Genomic DNA, 12,636 nt, shown 5'->3' with positions numbered 1-12,636 from the left:
GCGTTCACCACATGGTTCTATGTGAATCTCCTTCATGTTCGGGGGGTGGTGCGGTGACCGGGCTCCACGGGGCGCACGCGGTGATCACCGGCGGGTCCAGCGGGATCGGCTTGGCGACGGCGGCCGCCCTGGGCGCGCGCGGCGCGTCGGTGTCGCTGGTGGCGCGGGACGAATCCCGGCTGCGGAAGGCTTCGGTGTCGCTGAAGTCACGCGGGTACGCGGTGCGGACGGCGGTGGCCGATGTCTCTTCGCAGGGGGAAGTGGCAGCGGCGTTCTCATCGTTGGTGGAGGCGGCGGGGCCGTGCGACGTGCTGGTGACGTGCGCGGGGCAGGCGCGTCCGGGCGAGTTCCTTTCGCTGGACGACGAGGTGTTCCGGCGGATGGTGGAGGTGGACTACTTCGGGACGTTGCACGCGGTCCGCGAGGTGGCGCCATCGATGGTCCGGCGGCGGACGGGGTCGATCGTGGCGATCTCCTCGGCGGCGGCGGTGCTGGGGATCTACGGGTATACGGCTTACGCGCCAGCGAAGTTCGCGGTGCGGGGGTTGATGGAGGCGCTGCGGGACGAGCTGAACCCGGCCGGGGTGCATGTGGCTTGTGTGTATCCGCCGGACGTGGACACGCCGCAGTTGGCGGAAGAGAACCGCTGGAAGCCTCTCGAGACGGCCGCGATCAGCGGGACGATCCGTCCGATGGCGGCGGAGGCGGTGGCTTCGGCGATCGTGCGGGCGGTGGAGCGGGAGCGGTACGCCGTTTATCCGGACCGGTCGGTGGCTTTGCTGGCGGCTTTGGGTCCGTTGGCGGCGCCGTTCTTGAGGCGGATGGTGGACCGTCGGATACGCCACGCCCGCCGGGCGCGGGCTTGAGGGGTGGGTTTTCGGCGCAGGTAGGCGCGCGGCTGCTCGATCAGCTGCCGGGCAGGCCGCGGCGAGGGGTTCGGGCAGCCGGATCGCGCCGGCCGCTGAACCGGCTGGCGCTGCGAGCGGTCAGGTCGACCGGGTCACGCCGGCAACCGCCCCGGCCGCGGGCCCTGCTGTCACGCCGGGCGGATCGCGCCCGTCACCGCCCAGTTGCCCGACCTCCAGCGGACCAGCACGAACACCAGCCTGAGCACCATGAACAGCGACAGCCCGGTCCAAATCCCCGTCAACCCCCAGCCGAAGCCCAACGAGGCCCAGATCAGCGGCAGGAAGCCGAGCGCCGCGCTGCCCAATGTCGCGTTGCGCAAGAATGCCGCGTCCCCTGCCCCCAGCAGCACTCCGTCCAGCGCGAACACCACCCCCGCGATCGGCTGCAGCGCCACGAAGAACCACCACGCGTGCGGGATCTCGGCCAGCACCCCCGGGTCGGACGTGAACGCGTGCGGCAGCACCCACGACAACGCCGCGAACAGCACGCACAGGAAACACCCCAGCAGGAGCCCGTACCCGGTGATCTGCGTCGCCACCCCGCGCGCCTGCCTCGCCGAGTTCGCCCCCAGGGCCGCCCCCACCAGGGACTGGGCCGCGATCGCCACCGAGTCCAGCACCAGGGCCAAGAACGTCCACAACTGCAGCACCACCTGGTGCGCGCCCACCGCTTCCGTCGACGTGCGGGCCGCCACCGCCGCCGCCGAAATGAAGCACGCCTGGAACGCCAAGCTGCGCAACACCAGGTCGCGGCCCAGGCCCAGCTGGGCGCGCATCACCTTGAAGTCCGGGCGCAGCCCCACCTTCTCGCGCACCAGCGCCACGATGAACAGCGACGCCGAGATCACCTGCGCCACGACGTTCGCGATCGCCGAGCCCTCCAGGCCGAGGTCCGCGCCGTAGACGAGCACCGGGCACAGCACCGCCGAAATCCCGTTGCCCGCCAGCACGTACCGCAACGGCTTCGCGGCGTCCTGCACCCCGCGCATCCAGCCGTTGCCCGCCATCGTGACCAGGATCAGCGGCGCTCCGAACAGCGCGATCCGGACCCACGACACGGCCGCGCCGGCGACCTCGTCGCTACCCGACAGCGCCCGCGCGATCGGCCACGCGAGCAGTTGCCCGGCCACCAGCACGAAGAGCCCGACCAGTACCGCCAGCCACGTCGCCTGGACGCCTTCGCGGACCGCGTCGGCCCGGCGGCCCGCGCCGTGCAGCCGGGCCGTGCGGGACGTCGTGCCGTACGACAGGAACGTCAGCTGGCTCGACACCTGGGCGAGCACGACGCCGCCGAGCGCGAGCCCGGCCAGCGGCAGCGCGCCCAGGTGGCCGACCACCGCGGTGTCGACCAGCACGTACAACGGCTCGGCGGCCAGCACCCCCAGCGCGGGCACGGCCAGGCCGAGCACGCGCTTCGCCGGGATCCGCTCCGTCTCCTCCACGTTCACCACGAACCGGACTCTAACCGCCCCCACCGACAGTTCTGACCGGCGGGAACGCGGGAACTTTCCCGGCCCGCCATCCGACAGCGGCGGGGTGAGCCGCGAGCTGACGGGCTGGGCTGGGCAGGCCGGGCGGAGCGGGGCACGGCAGACAGGGCGGCCGGGCTCGGGGGCGGGCGGGGTCCAGGCGGGGGCGGGCGGACGGGGCCAGGCCAAGCGGGGCGGGGCGGCTCAGGCGGGCCGCGCCCCGCCAAGCGGAGCGGGCCAGGCCAAGCAGGGCGGGGCGGGGCAAGCGGGGGGCGGGCCAAGCGGGGCGGGCTAGGCAGGGTGGGCCCGGCCAAGCGGAGCGAGGCGGGGCAAGGCGGGGCGAAGCCAGGCCAAGCGGGGCGGGCACCACAAAAAGGGACCGCAGGCAAAGCCGCCGAGGCGAGCGCCTACAGCAGCGGCGCCCGCTCCAGCGCCTCCCGCAACCCGGCGAGGACCTCCGGGGCGGTGCCCGCGATCGTGCAGCCCGCGGCCTGCCGGTGGCCGCCGCCGCCGAACTCCGCCGCTACCGCCGATACGTCGATCCCGATCGAGCGCAACGAAATCTGCCACTGCGCCGGGTTCGTCACGTCCTGCTTGAGCACCGCCGCGACAGCCGCCTCGCGCACCGAGCGGACCACGTCGATCACCGACTCGACCTCTTCGCCCCGGACCGTCCTCGCCTCGTCGACCCCCACCACCGCGTGCACGAAACCCCGGCCCTGCGCGGCTTCCGGCTCCAGCGCAGCCTCGCTCAGCACCGACGACAGCATCGGCAGCCAGCTGAACGGCCGCTCGTCGACGATCCGCCGCACCACCTTCTCCGGGTCGACGCCCGCCTCCAGCAGCCGCGCGGCCATCCGGTGCGTCTCCGGGCTCGCTCGGCGGAACCCGCTCGTGTCGGTGACGATCCCGGCGTAGATCCCGCGCGCGATCGGCTCGTCGAGCTCGACGCCCATCGCGTCCAGGATCCGGAACACGAGGATCGCGCTGGCCTCGGCCGTCTCGTCGACGACGTTGCAGCCGCCGTAGAACGTGTTGGTCGCGTGGTGGTCGATCACCAGCACCGAGCCGGCGAGCTCGACGCGCCCGGCGAGCCGGCCCAGCCGCTTCGGCACCGGCGTGTCGACGCAGACCAGCAGCGCTTCGCTGTCCGGCAGGTCGTCCGGGTGGGTGAGCAGGCCGTCCTCGTCCAGCCACCGCAGCGTCTCCGGGGCCTCGTCGGGCTCGCCGAACGACACGCGGACGCGGGCGCCGCGCTGGTGCAGTGCCCGGCCGAGGGCGAGCGCGCTGCCGAGGGCGTCCGCGTCCGGGCGGACGTGGCCGAGCACCGTCACGTCGGTCGCCGACGCGAGCAGCGCCGCCGCGTCCCGGATGTCCTGCGCCAAAGTAGGGGTCACGGTGCGTCACGCTACGCTCTGCGGGATGCCTGAGTACGTGATCCTGGTCCACCCGTCAGCCAACCGGGTCTACGCCGCCTCCTCCCCCGCGCTGCTGCGCGCCGAGCTGGCGGTGTTCGGCGCGGCGCTGCCGGCCGAGCTGTCCGGGATCGAGGAGGTCGAGCTCGGCGGCGTCGGGTACGTGCGCTTCACCAGTTCGGTGCCGCTCGGCGGGCGCGACCTCGCGCTGCTGTCGAACCTCTCGTCGCTGTACGCGCTGTTCGAGCTGGGTGACGGCGTCCTGCGCCCGGTCACGGTGACGCCGCTGGCGAAGGCCGACTCGGACCTGCTGACCATCCAGAAGTACCCGGGCAAGACGAACGAGTCGTTCACGAAGCTGCTGCTGAACGTGACGCTGCTGGCTACCGCGGACCCGTTCTCCGACCGGCCGAAGTACCTGCTCGACCCGCTGTGCGGCCGCGGCACCACGCTGAACCAGGCGATGATGTACGGCCTGCACGCCACCGGCCTGGACGTCGACGCCAAGGACTTCGAGGCCTACGAGGCGTTCATCAAGACGTGGCTGCGGAACAAGCGCGTCAAGCACACCGCCGACTCGGGTCAGCTGCGGCGCAACAAGGTCCGGCTCGGGCGCCGCCTCGACATCGAGTACGCGCTGGACAAGGAAGCGTACAAAGCGGGCGACACCCGCAAGCTCACCTACTTCCAGGCCGACACGCTGACCACCGACGAGGTGCTGCGGGCCAACTCGTGCGACGTGATCGTCACCGACGCGCCGTACGGCGTCCAGCACGGCAGCCACCGCGAGGCGGGGCTGCAGCGCAGCCCGCGCGACCTGCTCGCGGCGGCCGTCCCGGTGTGGACGCGCGTGCTGCGGCCCGGCGGGGCACTCGGCATCTCGTGGAACACCACCGTGCTGCCCCGCGAGGAGCTCGTCGCGGTGCTGCGCAAGGCCGGGCTCGACGTCCGCGAAGGCGGGCCGTGGGACGAGTTCGCCCACCGGGTCGACCAGGCCATCCTGCGTGACCTGGTCGTCGCGGTGAAACCCGCCTCCTGAGTCGACAAAGCGCTACTGCGTGAGCTCACCCTTCACCGGCGCCTGCCCGTTGTCCTCGGGCGCGCCGGTGGGAGCCGCCGGCGGCGTGCTCAGGCCGCGCTTCACCGAGTCCAAGATGGACAGTCCCTGGCCGACGAGCCCGGCGGCCATCTCGCCGAGGCCGTCGGCGCCGTTGAGGATGTTGACGTTCGCGCCGGACAGCCCGCGCCCGGCCTCCTTGACGATCTGCGGCAGCTGGTCGATGAGCATCCGGTCGAGCGCGACCCGGTTGTTCGACGCGGCCGCCTCGGCCTGCACGCGCATCTTCTCCGCGTCCGCCAGCGCCAGGATGCGGATCCGCTCGGCCTCCGCGTCGGCCGGCTTGATCACCTCGGCGACCAGCTGCTGCTGGCGCAGCTCGGCCTCGCGCTGCGCGAGCTCGGTGCGCGCGTCGATGACCTCCTGCTGGGCCTTCGCCTGCGCGAGCGGGCCGGCCTGCGCCGCCTCGGCCTGGGCCGCCTCGACCTCGGCGCGGTACTGCGCCTGCACGATCGACGTCTGCCGAGCGTACTCCGCCTGCGTCCGCTGGGACTTCTGCTCGGCTTCGGCCGCCGCCTGGTTCGCCACCGCCTGGGCGATTTGCGCGTCCCGCTGGATGGCGGCGTTGTGCGGCGCGGCCATCGCGGCGATGTAGCCGAGCTTCATGTCGTCGATGGACTGGATCTGCAGCGCGTCGACGGTGAGCCCGATCTTCGCCATCTCCACCGCCGAGCCGTCCAGCACCTCGGTGGCGAGCTTCTGCCGCTCGGTGATGATCTCCTCGACCGTCATCGACCCGATGATCGAGCGCAGGTGGCCGGCGAAGATGCGGCCGGTCAGCACGGACATCTGGTCCTGGTCGGACAGGAAGCGCTGGCCGGCGTTGACGATGCTCTCGGTGTCGTTGCCGACCTTGAACGCGATCACCGCCCGCACGGTCAGGGCGATGGCCTGTTTCGTGACGCACACTTCGGTCACTTCGGCTTCGTTCATGGAAAGCGTGAGGAACCGGACTTTCCGGAAAATCGGCATGACGAACGCGCCGTGGCCGGTGACGACCCGGAACGGCGAGGCGCCCTGACTGTGCTTGCCCCCGGAGATCAGCATCGCCTCGTTGGGCGCGGGAACGCGATACCCGAACATGGCTGTCCTTCTTCGCACACTAGAGAGTGGGTTCCGAGGCGTCCCACGCCACGACGTCGACCGTGCGCCGGCCCCGGGTTTCCACGACCAGGACGGTCGTGCCCTTCGGCAGCTCCGTGTCGGACCAGGCAAGGAAGGTTTCCAGGCCGCCCCTGATCCTGATCAGCACCTCCCCGGGGCCCCGCTGCCCGCGGGTGCCGACCAGGAGGACTCCGGTGCGCCCGGCCGGGGAGAGATCGGAGTGCACGGTGCCGACCTCCCTCGGTGGCCGCCTCGATGCGGGGGATTGCCCCCGCTGTCCCCCATTGTGCTCCCGGCGGGCGCGGGCCGTGGGCACTGTGAGGTTCCGATCAGGAGGCAACCTGCGCGGCTATACTGCGGAGCGTGACCGTCGAGCAACGCCCCCTGCGCGCGGACGCCCGGCGCAACCGGGAGGCGCTGGTGGCGGCCGCGCGGGAGGTGTTCGGCGCCAAGGGGGTCGACGCCCCGCTCGACGAGATCGCGCGCCGCGCCGAAGTCGCGATCGGCACGCTCTACAACCGGTTCCCGACCCGGGCCGACCTGGTCGAGGCCGCGTTCCTGCCGACGCTGGAAGAAGCGCGGGCCGTCACCGAAGAAGCCCTCGCGTGCGACGACCCCTGGGACGGTTTCGTGCTCTTCCTCGAACGGTCGGTGCTGATGCAGGTGTCCGACCGCGGCTTCACCGAAGTGTGCTCGCGGGCGTTCGACCCCGCGTCGGGACTGGAGAAAGCCAAGCAGGCCAACGGGTCCCGGATGAACCGGATCATCTCGCGCGCCCAGGACGCCGGCGCGTTGCGGACGGACTTCCGCGCGGAAGACCTGGCGATCGTGTTCGCCGCGGCGACGGCGACCCCGGACTGGCGCCGCGCGCTCGGCATGGTCCTCGACGGGCTGCGCGCGCGATGACCTGGCTCGCGGACACCCGCACGTCGTACGACACAGTGGCGGCGAGCTACGCCGAGTGGGTGTCGGACTCGCTCGAGAAGCAGCCGTACCTCAAGGCGGCGCTGACGCTGTTCGCCACGCAGGCCGACGGGCCGGTGGTGGACGTCGGCTGCGGCCCGGGGCACTTCACGGCGTACCTGGCTTCGCTGGGGGTCGACGCGTCCGGCATCGACCTGTCGCCGGGGATGATCGACCTGGCTCGCCGGTCGCACCCCGAACTGCGGTTCGAGGTGGGATCGATGACAGACCTCGCGCTGCCCGCCGCGTCCGTGGCGGGCGTGCTGGCGTCCTGGTCGCTGATCCACATCCCGGACGATTCGGTGCCGGTGACGCTGGAGCACTTCCGCCGGGTCCTGCGGCCGGACGGCCTGCTGATGATCGGCTACCACGTCGGCGCGGGAACCCGGCTGAAGACCCAGGGCTACGGCGGGCACCCGATGCGGGTCCACATCCACCTCCGGCAGCCGTGGTGGCTGGCCCGGCGGGTGCGGAAAGCCGGGTTCACCGTGGAAGCGGAATGGCTCCTGGATCCGGAAGCCCGGACGCCGCAAGCGATTCTCTTCGCGCGCGCGTCAGCTTAGCCGCTGTCCCACGAACTTCAGGACGTCCGGCAGGATCCCGCGCCAGTACTCCTCCTTGTGGCCGCCCGGGGAAAACCTTGCCACCGCGGGCGAAACCGCCTTTGCCAGCCGGCGATTCGCGCCCAGGAACGGGTCCGACTCGCCGCACCACAGGCCTAGCGCGGCCGGGCGCAATTCTCCCGTGTGCAGCAACGGTTCTTCCGCTCGCCAGTTGGCTTCGTCCGCGAACACCCCGCGGGACCGCGCGTCCGGCCAACTGGCGAACAGGGCCGCGCTCGCCGTCGCGACCGCCTTCACGTCCGGGTGCGTGCGGGCGAAGCGCAATGCTCCGAAGCCGCCCATGGAAATGCCGAACACCGCCGATGCCGGACGGAGATCGTGGGCCGTCAGCCAGGCCGGGACTTCGTCGGTCAGCATGCGCTGCGGGTCGTCTTTCCCACCCACGTCGACCCAGTAGTGGTCGCCGTCGAGGGCGGCCACCGCGAAGGGTGGGGTGCCCGCGCGCACGACCTGCGTCAACGCCTCCGGGACGCCCAAGTCGAGGAACGTCCGCGCGCGGGCGCCTCGGCCGTGCAACGCCAGGCACACCGGCAGACCCGAGGACGGGACGCCTTCGGGTGTGATCAGGACCAGGTCGACGTCCGTGCCGCGGGCGGCGGAGCGCATGCGCTGCACCGTCACCGGGTCACGCGTCGCAGAAGGACGGGTCGGGGACGGACTTGGCGCCGGCTCGGGCGACGAGCAGCCCGCCAGCAGCGTCAACGCACTGCCGGCGAGCAGGCCGCGGCGGGAGAGCACGGGTCAGCCCCGGCTCTCCTCCTCCGCGAGCTCGTCGTCTTCGGTGTCTTCGCGCGGTGCCTTGTACGGGTCGACGTCGCCCGCGTGCTGGGCGCCGGTCGCGCGGCGCGCGACCTCCGCGTCGGCCTCGCGGGCCTTCGCGAGGAGGTCCTCGATCCGCTTCGACTCCTCGGGGATGGTGTCCGCGACGAACGTCAGCGTCGGCGTGTAGCGGACTCCGGTGCCCTGGCCGACCTTCGTGCGCAGCACGCCGCGCGCCGATTCGAGGGCGGCCGCCGCACCGGCGAAGTCCGGGACGGAGTCCAGCTTCTCGCCCAGCACCGTGTAGTACACCGTGGCGTCGTGCAGGTCGCCGGTGACCTTCGTGTCCGTGATGGTCACGTAGTCCAGCCGGGGGTCCTTGACCTCGTGCTCGATCGCGGACGCCACGATCTGCGAGATCCGCTTCGCGAGCTTGCGAGCCCGAGCCGGATCAGCCATGTCGTTCTCCTAGAAAGGGTTCAATCGTCTGGACCGAGCAGCCGGCGGCGGGCGGAGAGCAGTTCGAACTCCGGCCGGCTCGCCACGTACCGCTCACACGAGTCGAGCACGTCCCGGACGTGCTCGCCACCTTCGGCGACCACAGCCACCCCGATGAGGGTCCGGCGGTGCAGGTCGGTGTGCCCGGCTTCGGCCACCGACACGGCGAAGCGCTTGCGCACCTCGGCCAGCACCGGACGGACCACGGATCGCTTCTGCTTCAGCGAATGGACGTCGCCGAGCAGGATGTCGAGCTCGAGAGCTCCGACGAACATAGGCAGTTTTGGTGGTGTAGTAGGGAGACACCGGGTGTGCGCGGAAACGCACACCCGGTGTCGATCGTCCTTACGCGCGGGGCTTCTCGCGCTGCTCGTACGTCTCGATCAGGTCGCCGACCTTGATGTCGCCGTACGAACCGAGCGTCAGACCGCACTCGTAGCCCTCGCGGACCTCGACCACGTCGTCCTTGAACCGCCGCAGCGAGCTGACCGGCAGGTTCTCCGCCACGACGGTGCCGTCGCGGAGCAGACGGGCCCGGGCGTTGCGCCGGATCTCGCCGGACATGACCAGGCAACCCGCGATCGTGCCGATCTTGGAGGACTTGAAGACCTCGCGGACCTCCGCGCGGCCCAGCTCGACCTCTTCGTACTCCGGCTTGAGCATGCCCTTGAGGGCCTGCTCGATCTCGTCGATCGCCTGGTAGATGACCGTGTAGTACCGGACGTCGACGCCCTCGCGGGTGGCCCGCTCGGTCGCCTTGCCCTGGGCGCGGACGTTGAACCCGAGGACGATCGCGTCGGACGCGGTCGCCAGGTCGATGTCCGACTCGGTCACGCCACCGACACCGCGGTGGACCACGTTCAGCTCGACCTCGTCGCCGACGTCCAGCTGGAGCAGCGAGGCTTCGAGGGCCTCGACCGTACCCGAGTTGTCACCCTTGATGATCAGGTTGAGGCTGTTCGTCTCCTTCAAGGCGGAGTCGAGGTCCTCGAGGCTGACCCGCTTGCGGCGCGACGCGTTGAGCGCGTTGCGCGTACGAGCGGCGCGGCGCTCGGCGATCTGCCGGGCGACGCGGTCCTCGTCGACCACCAGGAAGGTGTCGCCCGCACCCGGCACCGAGGTGAACCCGATGACCTGGACGGGACGCGACGGCAGCGCCTCGGTGACGTCGACGTTGTGCTCGTCGACCATCCGGCGGACGCGGCCGTAGGCGTCACCCGCCACGACCGAGTCACCGACGCGCAGCGTGCCGCGCTGGACCAGGACGGTGGCCACCGGGCCGCGGCCGCGGTCGAGGTGCGCCTCGATCGCGACACCCTGGGCCTCCATGTCCGGGTTGGCCCGGAGGTCCAGAGCGGCGTCGGCGGTCAGCAGGATCGCCTCGAGCAGGCCGTCGATGTTGATGTTCTGCCGCGCGGAGATCTCGACGAACATCGTGTCGCCGCCGTACTCCTCGGCGACCAGGCCGTACTCGGTCAGCTGCTGCCGGATCTTGTCCGGGTTCGCGCCTTCCTTGTCGATCTTGTTGATCGCGACCACGATCGGGGCCTTGGCGGCCTGCGCGTGGTTGATCGCCTCGACCGTCTGCGGCATCACACCGTCGTCGGCCGCCACCACGATCACCGCGATGTCGGTCGAGTTCGCACCACGGGCACGCATGGCGGTGAACGCCTCGTGACCCGGGGTGTCGATGAAGGTGATCAGCCGCGGGTTGCCCTCGAGCTCGGTCTCGATCTGGTACGCACCGATGTGCTGCGTGATGCCGCCGGCCTCGCTCTCGCGGACCTTCGTCTTCCGGATCGTGTCGAGCAGGCGGGTCTTACCGTGGTCGACGTGACCCATGATGGTCACGACCGGCGGCCGGACCTGCAGATCCTCTTCGCCACCCGCGTCGTCGCCGTAGGTGATGTCGAAGGTCTCCAGCAGCTCGCGGTCTTCTTCCTCGGGGCTGACGACCTGAACCGTGTAGTTCATTTCGCCGCCGAGCAGCTCGAGGATGTCGTCCGACACGGACTGCGTCGCGGTGACCATCTCGCCGAGGTGGAAGAGCACCTGCACCAGCGAAGCCGGGTTGGCGTCGATCTTCTCGGCGAAGTCGGTCAGCGAAGCACCCCGCGGCAGCCGGATCGTCTCGCCCTGCCCCTTGGGCAGGCGGACGCCGCCGACGCTGGGCGCCTGCATGTTGTCCATGTACTCCTGGCGCTTCTGCCGCTTCGACTTGCGGCCCTTGCGCGAGGGACCACCGGGACGCCCGAAGGCACCCGCCGTGCCGCCACGGCCACCGGGGCCGCCACGGCCACCGCCGCCGCCGCGGAAACCGCCGCCACCGGCCGGGGCACCTGTGCCGCCACCGGGACGGAAACCGCCGCCACCGCCGCCGCCACCGGGGCCGCCGCGGAAGCCACCGCCGCCGCCACCGCCACCGGGACCGCCGCGGAAACCGCCGCCACCGCCACCGGGGCCGCCACGAGCGCCGCCACCGGGACCGCCACGGGCACCGCCGCCGGGACCACCGCGGGCGCCGCCACCGGGACCGGCGGGACGCTGCGTGCGGCCCGGCATCATGCCGGGGTTCGGCCGCGGGGGCATGTTGCCCGGGCTCGGCCGGTTGCCACCGGCGCCGCCGCCGGGCCGCGGGGCCGGACGGTCACCGCCGCCTTGACCGCCACCGGGACGCGGCGGGCGGTTGTCGCCGCCCTGACCGCCACCGGGGCGCGGGGCCTGCGGGCGCGGCGGGGCGCCGGAACCGACGCCGAACGGGTTGTTGCCGACCCGCGGGGTGCGCGGACCGGGCTTGGGACCGCCGGGCTTGGGGCCCTGCGGCTTCGGCGGGACGACCGAGCCGGTGCCCTGCGCGGGCGCGGCCGGGGTGTCCTGCTTGGGCGCCGCCGGAGCCTCGGCTTTGGCGGCCGGGACCTGCTCCTGGGGTGCCGGAGCGGCGGGCTGCTGGCGCGGGCCGGGCCGGGGGCCGGGGCGCTGCCCCGGGGTGGCCGGCTTCGACGCCGCGGGCGCCTGCTGCTGGGGTGCGGCCTGAGCCGGAGCGGCCGGTGCGGGAGCCGCCTGGGCCGCCGGCGCCTGCTGGGCAGGTGCGGGGGGCTTCGGGGCGGCGGGCGCGCCGGGCTTCGCGGCCGGCGGGCCGGGGCGCGCCGACGGACCGGGGGTGGGCTTCTTCGCGCCCTTCGGCGCATACGCGTCGCGGAGACGGCGGGCGACGGGCGCCTCGACCGTGGACGACGCGGACTTGACGAACTCGCCCTGTTCCTTCAACTTCGCGAGAACGTCCTTGCTGGTGATGCCGAGCTCTTTCGCGAGCTCGTGTACGCGGGCCTTGCCTGGCACAACTCTCCTCATCTAGGGGAGGCCAGGCGGGGATCCGCTGACCTCGTCCTTATTGTCTGACGCTCATGGCTTCAGCTTCACGGCTGACTCATGACGGGTCGACCTGCTTCCTTGATTCCTCGCGACCCCGGGGACGTCCCGGGTTCGTGGTGCGGGGTGGTGCGCCCGACGTGCTCGCGGACCTCGCGGGCGTCGAGCGCCCCGGGAGCCCGCAAGGCTCTCGGGAAGGCTCGCCGCCGTTCGGCCTTGGCCAGGCAGTCCGGGTCGGGGTGCAGCCAAGCCCCCCGGCCCGGCAGCCGCCGACGTTCGTCGACGACCACCCGCCCGGCCACCGCGACCACGCGCAGCAGCTCACCGATCAATGCCCGCCGCTTGCAGCCGACACAAGTCCGCACCGGGGAATTCCGGTGGGGCTGGTGCTCGGCTACCCGCCGCGGGCGT

13 protein-coding genes are annotated in these 12,636 nt (G+C 72.1%); 4 read left to right on the top strand and 9 right to left on the bottom strand.

Annotation, left to right across the window (positions count from 1 at the left end):
- Positions 1 to 53: 53 nt before the first annotated feature.
- Positions 54 to 866 (top strand): SDR family oxidoreductase, encoded by an 813-nt coding sequence (locus tag ACIRSS_RS41235; protein WP_400905098.1) that lies wholly within the window; start codon positions 54 to 56, stop codon positions 864 to 866.
- A 170-nt stretch (positions 867 to 1,036) separates the two neighbouring features.
- On the opposite strand, the gene ACIRSS_RS41230 is transcribed toward ACIRSS_RS41235, so the two are convergent.
- Entirely contained in the window at positions 1,037 to 2,356 is a 1,320-nt protein-coding gene (locus ACIRSS_RS41230) for an MATE family efflux transporter (protein WP_400905904.1), read from the bottom strand.
- Between the two features lie 428 nt (positions 2,357 to 2,784).
- A complete protein-coding gene (locus tag ACIRSS_RS41225) occupies positions 2,785 to 3,774 on the bottom strand; it encodes a bifunctional oligoribonuclease/PAP phosphatase NrnA (protein WP_400905095.1) in 990 nt (329 codons plus the stop codon).
- Positions 3,775 to 3,799: 25 nt separating this feature from the next.
- Here ACIRSS_RS41225 and ACIRSS_RS41220 point away from each other — a divergent pair, with 25 nt between their 5' ends.
- Positions 3,800 to 4,831: a TRM11 family SAM-dependent methyltransferase gene (locus ACIRSS_RS41220; protein ID WP_400905093.1), complete on the top strand. Its 1,032-nt coding sequence runs from the start codon at positions 3,800 to 3,802 to the stop codon at positions 4,829 to 4,831.
- 12 nt (positions 4,832 to 4,843) lie between these two features.
- Here ACIRSS_RS41220 and ACIRSS_RS41215 read toward each other — a convergent pair whose 3' ends face one another.
- Together ACIRSS_RS41215 and ACIRSS_RS41210 are read right to left on the bottom strand one after the other, a co-directional pair.
- On the bottom strand, positions 4,844 to 5,992 hold the full coding sequence (locus ACIRSS_RS41215) for an SPFH domain-containing protein (protein WP_400905091.1): 1,149 nt from the start codon (positions 5,990 to 5,992) through the stop codon (positions 4,844 to 4,846).
- A 19-nt stretch (positions 5,993 to 6,011) separates the two neighbouring features.
- Positions 6,012 to 6,239 (bottom strand): hypothetical protein, encoded by a 228-nt coding sequence (locus ACIRSS_RS41210; protein ID WP_400905089.1) that lies wholly within the window; start codon positions 6,237 to 6,239, stop codon positions 6,012 to 6,014.
- Between the two features lie 137 nt (positions 6,240 to 6,376).
- Between ACIRSS_RS41210 and ACIRSS_RS41205 the strand changes: the two genes are divergently transcribed.
- Together ACIRSS_RS41205 and ACIRSS_RS41200 are read left to right on the top strand one after the other, a co-directional pair.
- On the top strand, positions 6,377 to 6,919 hold the full coding sequence (locus ACIRSS_RS41205) for a TetR/AcrR family transcriptional regulator (protein WP_400905086.1): 543 nt from the start codon (positions 6,377 to 6,379) through the stop codon (positions 6,917 to 6,919).
- Positions 6,916 to 7,539 carry a class I SAM-dependent DNA methyltransferase gene (locus ACIRSS_RS41200; protein ID WP_400905083.1) on the top strand — a complete coding sequence of 208 codons (624 nt, stop codon included), beginning with the start codon at positions 6,916 to 6,918 and terminating at the stop codon, positions 7,537 to 7,539. The genes ACIRSS_RS41205 and ACIRSS_RS41200 overlap by 4 nt, the downstream gene beginning before the upstream one ends.
- Here the strand turns inward: ACIRSS_RS41200 and ACIRSS_RS41195 are convergent.
- The 5 genes from ACIRSS_RS41195 to ACIRSS_RS41175 form a co-directional block, all read right to left on the bottom strand.
- Complete coding sequence (locus tag ACIRSS_RS41195; RefSeq protein ID WP_400905080.1) at positions 7,531 to 8,337, bottom strand: alpha/beta hydrolase; 807 nt, start codon at positions 8,335 to 8,337, stop codon at positions 7,531 to 7,533. The two genes, ACIRSS_RS41200 and ACIRSS_RS41195, sit on opposite strands and share 9 nt — an antisense overlap.
- 3 nt (positions 8,338 to 8,340) lie before the next feature.
- Positions 8,341 to 8,817 (bottom strand): 30S ribosome-binding factor RbfA, encoded by a 477-nt coding sequence (gene rbfA, locus ACIRSS_RS41190; RefSeq protein WP_400905078.1) that lies wholly within the window; start codon positions 8,815 to 8,817, stop codon positions 8,341 to 8,343.
- A 20-nt stretch (positions 8,818 to 8,837) separates the two neighbouring features.
- Positions 8,838 to 9,131 (bottom strand): DUF503 domain-containing protein, encoded by a 294-nt coding sequence (locus tag ACIRSS_RS41185; RefSeq protein ID WP_003083991.1) that lies wholly within the window; start codon positions 9,129 to 9,131, stop codon positions 8,838 to 8,840.
- Positions 9,132 to 9,201: 70 nt separating this feature from the next.
- Positions 9,202 to 12,195 (bottom strand): translation initiation factor IF-2, encoded by a 2,994-nt coding sequence (gene infB / locus ACIRSS_RS41180; protein ID WP_400905075.1) that lies wholly within the window; start codon positions 12,193 to 12,195, stop codon positions 9,202 to 9,204.
- 77 nt (positions 12,196 to 12,272) lie between these two features.
- The gene (locus ACIRSS_RS41175) at positions 12,273 to 12,590 is read right to left on the bottom strand and encodes a YlxR family protein (RefSeq protein WP_364271753.1); all 318 of its coding nucleotides are present in this window, start codon (positions 12,588 to 12,590) and stop codon (positions 12,273 to 12,275) included.
- Between the last annotated feature and the right edge of the window lie 46 nt (positions 12,591 to 12,636).

The sequence above is a fragment of the Amycolatopsis sp. NPDC101161 genome (genome assembly GCF_044768185.1).
Lineage (GTDB): Bacteria > Actinomycetota > Actinomycetes > Mycobacteriales > Pseudonocardiaceae > Amycolatopsis.
Note: the sequence above shows the minus strand (reverse complement) of the source record. Positions and strands in the feature narration are given on the sequence as shown.

Bases quoted from the DNA above. Each gene is read 5' to 3' on its own strand.
- ACIRSS_RS41185 (WP_003083991.1), bottom strand. From the start codon at position 9,131: ATGTTCGTCGGAGCTCTCGAGCTCGACATCCTGCTCGGCGACGTCCAT.
- ACIRSS_RS41215 (WP_400905091.1), bottom strand. From the start codon at position 5,992: ATGTTCGGGTATCGCGTTCCCGCGCCCAACGAGGCGATGCTGATCTCC.
- rbfA (WP_400905078.1), bottom strand. From the start codon at position 8,817: ATGGCTGATCCGGCTCGGGCTCGCAAGCTCGCGAAGCGGATCTCGCAG.
- ACIRSS_RS41200 (WP_400905083.1), top strand. From the start codon at position 6,916: ATGACCTGGCTCGCGGACACCCGCACGTCGTACGACACAGTGGCGGCG.
- ACIRSS_RS41220 (WP_400905093.1), top strand. From the start codon at position 3,800: ATGCCTGAGTACGTGATCCTGGTCCACCCGTCAGCCAACCGGGTCTAC.